Here is a 3663-nt window from a genome sequence, read left to right as displayed (position 1 = left end):
TCGTGTTGCTTCGTCTCGCCTACCCGACCATCACCAACGCGTTCGCCGCGCTGCGGCTGCTACCGATGAGCGACCGCGACAAGGACACCGAGATCCTGGCCCTACGCCACCAGCTCACTGTGCTCGAGCAGCAACTCGGCACGGAAAGGATCAAGCTCACTCCCGCGGACCGGGCCTTCCTCGCTGCCCTCCTGGTCCGCCTCCGGCGTGGCCAGTTGCGGCGCCTGCGGCTGCTGGTGCATCCCGAGACATTCTGCGATGGCACCGCGATCTGAGCAGGCGGCGTCACGGCAGGCTGAGTCGGCCCAAACGGCCCGGCCGCGCCCCAACCGAGCGTTCCATACGGCGACTCACCCTGCGGATGGCGCGCGAGAACAGCACCTGGGGACACCGGCGCGTCCACGGTGAACTCGCCACCCTCGGAATCCGGATCGCCCCCTCCACCATCTGGGAGATCCTCAAGACTGAGGGCATCGATCCCGCGCCACAGCGAACCTTGACTACATGGGCCGATTTCCTACGCTCCCAGACCGGCGCTGTCCTGGCCCTCGACTTCATCGAGACGGTCACCCTGACTGGCCAGCGCCAGTACATTCTCGCCGTCATCGAGCACGCCACCCGCCGCATCCGCATCCTGGACACCACCGCCCACCCCACCGCCACCTGGGTAACCCAGGCGATCAAGAACCTCGTCATGGATCTCGAAGACACCAGCGCCAAGGCCGCATTCCTGATCCGCAACCGCGACGCCAAGTTCCCCGACCTCATCGACGAGATCCTCACCGACACCGGCATCCGCACCATCCTGACCGGCATCAGGATGCCCGCATGAACTCGATCATGGAACGGTGGGTGCACACCCTGCGCCGCGAACTGCTCGACCGAACACTGATCTGGAACGAACACCACCTACGCCATGCGCTGCGCGAGTACGAACGGCACTACAACGAGCACCGCACCCACCGATCACTGCACGCCGCGGACCCACTCCGCTCTCTGCCCGAACCGATCACCGAACCAGAACAAATCACTCACCTCGACGTACGCCGACACGACCGGCTCGGCGGCATCCTCCACGAGTATCAACACGCCGCTTGACCAGCGCGGACGTAATTCTCGGCACGCACAGTCTCCCGTTGCGACATACGTCACTCTGTGCGCCGCCCCGCCCAGGAATGCGGAGGCCTCCGGCTGTGCTGTGTTCAAGAGGGTCGGCAGGCCGACCCTCCTTTTCCTGTGCCCGGGCGACGAGGCCCGGCGCGCAAACCCGACACACCCACCCCTCCCGGGAAGGTTCCCCTGCGCCATGCCCCTGGCTCTGCTGGCCCTGGCTCTCGTCGCGTTCGGCATCGGGACGACCGAGTTCGTCACCATGGGGCTGCTGCCCCAGATCGCTGACGGTGTCGGCGTGTCCGTACCGCACGCGGGCAACCTCGTCTCCGCCTACGCGCTCGGTGTCGTCGTCGGCGCGCCCCTGCTGACCGGCATCGGCGCCCGCATACCGCACAAGAGACTGCTGCTGCTCCTGTCCGGACTGTTCGTCATCGGCAACACCGCCTCCGCACTCGCCCCCAGTTTTGGTCTGCTCTTCGCGGCGCGCGTCCTCTCGGGCCTGCCACACGGCGCCCTGTTCGGCGTCGGCGCCGTCGTCGCCTCCCGGCTGGTCGCGCCCGACCGGGCAGCCCGTGCCGTCTCGACCATGTTCCTCGGGCTGACAGTGGCCAATATCGTCGGTGTTCCCGCCGGTACCGCCCTCGGCCAGCAACTCGGCTGGCGGTACGCGTACATAGCGGTCGCCGTCATCGGCGTCCTCGCGTTCGTCGCCCTGTCCTGCCTGGTCCCGCACCAACCGCGCGGCCCGCAGTCCGGCGTCAAGCACGAACTGCGCGCCATGGGCAACAGGCAGGTGGCGCTCGGCTTGGCCACAGCGGTCATCGGGTTCGGCGGATTCTTCGCCGTCTACAGCTACCTCGTGCCGATGCTGACCCACCTCACGGGGATCTCCGACTCCTCCACCACCCTGGTTCTCGCCCTGTTCGGCGTCGGCATGACGCTCGGCACCCTCGTAGCGGGCCCGCTCACCGACCGGGCGCTGCGCCCGACGCTCTATGTCGGGCTGACCCTGCTCGCTGTAGCGCTGGGGGCCTTCTACTTCGCCGTTAACAGCACGGTGCCCGCGCTCGTGACCCTCACGCTCATCGCCGCGTTGAGCGCGCTGATCACCACACCCGTGCAGATGCTGCTGATGGCCAAGGCGGACAAAGCGCCGACGATGGCGGCGGCCTCGAACCACTCCGCGTTCAACCTGGCCAACGCGGGTGGCGCCTGGCTGGGCGGCCTGGTCATCTCGGCCGGCTGGGGCTGGGCCTCGCCCACGCTGGTCGGCGCGGCCCTGGCCCTGGCCGGCCTCGGCCTCGCCATCACTGGCGGCATCATGGACCGGGGGCCACGCCGCTCCGAGGTCGTCATCTCGTCCCCGCGCGACCCCGAACACCAAGAGGCCCGAACCAGGAGGGCTGCACCGGCCTCGACTCAGGGGGACTCGGCCACCTCCTGACCAGCTGGTCAGCCACTCCCGCACAGCGGGGGAACCTCACCCACCCACGCGCTGCGACGCCAACCAGGCCCCGGTCTACGCCCTGCGCCCCGCGCCCACAGCAGGCCCAACACCGCCGTGGGGCCACTGCCATTGGACCTGTGGGGTGCGCAAAGTCATCGCTGCAGGTGAGAGCCTGCGTACCGAGCCCTCGGCAGTGGCTGAGATGGTGCACGGGTGATCACCTCGCTGCTGTACCGGGCCACCCGTGCGCTGCTGTCCGTGCCAGCGGTACTGCGACGGCAACTCACCAGTCCGATCCTGTGGGGCTCGCAAAGTCATCGCTGCAGGTGAGAGCCTGCGTGCCGAGACCTCGGCAGTGGCTGGGATGCTGCACGGGTGATCACCTCGCTGCTGTACCGGGCCACCCGTGCGCTGGTGTCCGTGCCGGCAGTACTGCTACGCCGAGAGACCGCCAAGGATGCCGAACTGCTGGTGCTGCGGCACGAGAACGCAGTAAGGCGACGGCAACTCACCCATCCGATCCGCAGCGAGATCGTCGCGTCCCGGCGGCCGCACCGTAAGGACGCCGCCCGCAACTACGACGCCCTGATCGTCCTGGCGCGCGATGCCTTCGCGGAGCACGGCGCGGAGGCGTCCCTGGAGGACATCGCCCGCTGCGCAGGTGTCGGCATCGGCACGCTGTAGCGGACCTTCCCCACCCGCCCTGTCGGCCCGCGATTCCGCGGCGCCCGCACGGGCCCCGGACCTGTGGATTCCGATAGCCTCAAGCCGTGACGAAAGAGCACGCGGAGCAGTTCGAGCGCGGAACGGACGGGCCCAAGGTCATCGTCGTCGGCGTCGACGGCTCCGATTCCTCGCTCCGGGCGGCGCACTATGCCAGCGGTCTCGCCCGACGACAGCGTGCACTGCTCGCGATCGTGTACGTGCAACCCGTGATGGCGGGGAGGGCGGCGCTCGGGGTGCCGGTGGCCGAGACGAGCAACGAAATCGCGGAGGACCTGGACGAGTACATCCGCAAGGCCGCTGAGCGCGCCAGGGGGGTCTTCGACGTGCGCTGGGAGTTCCACACCTTCCGCGGCGACCCCTACAACGGGCTGGTCGAG

2 protein-coding genes and 2 pseudogenes are annotated in these 3663 nt (G+C 68.6%); all 4 read left to right on the top strand.

All coding sequences use genetic code 11. From position 1 onward, the window contains the following. Positions 1 to 2: 2 nt before the first annotated feature. Positions 3 to 1098 (top strand): annotated as a pseudogene (locus VXC91_RS43450) (integrase core domain-containing protein). A 208-nt stretch (positions 1099 to 1306) separates the two neighbouring features. Next, positions 1307 to 2557, top strand: a complete 1251-nt coding sequence (locus tag VXC91_RS43445) for an MFS transporter (protein ID WP_329512867.1) — start codon at positions 1307 to 1309, stop codon at positions 2555 to 2557. A gap of 522 nt (positions 2558 to 3079) precedes the next feature. Continuing rightward, positions 3080 to 3241 (top strand): annotated as a pseudogene (locus tag VXC91_RS43440) (TetR/AcrR family transcriptional regulator); the annotation flags it as partial. Between the two features lie 89 nt (positions 3242 to 3330). Then, a partial coding sequence (locus VXC91_RS43435) for a universal stress protein (protein WP_329512866.1) occupies positions 3331 to 3663 on the top strand: 333 nt, incomplete at its 3' end.

It is taken from the genome of Streptomyces chiangmaiensis, from assembly GCF_036281785.1.
Lineage (GTDB): Bacteria > Actinomycetota > Actinomycetes > Streptomycetales > Streptomycetaceae > Streptomyces > Streptomyces chiangmaiensis.
The sequence above is the reverse complement of the archived record's forward strand: the minus strand, read 5'-3'. Positions and strand labels throughout refer to the sequence as shown.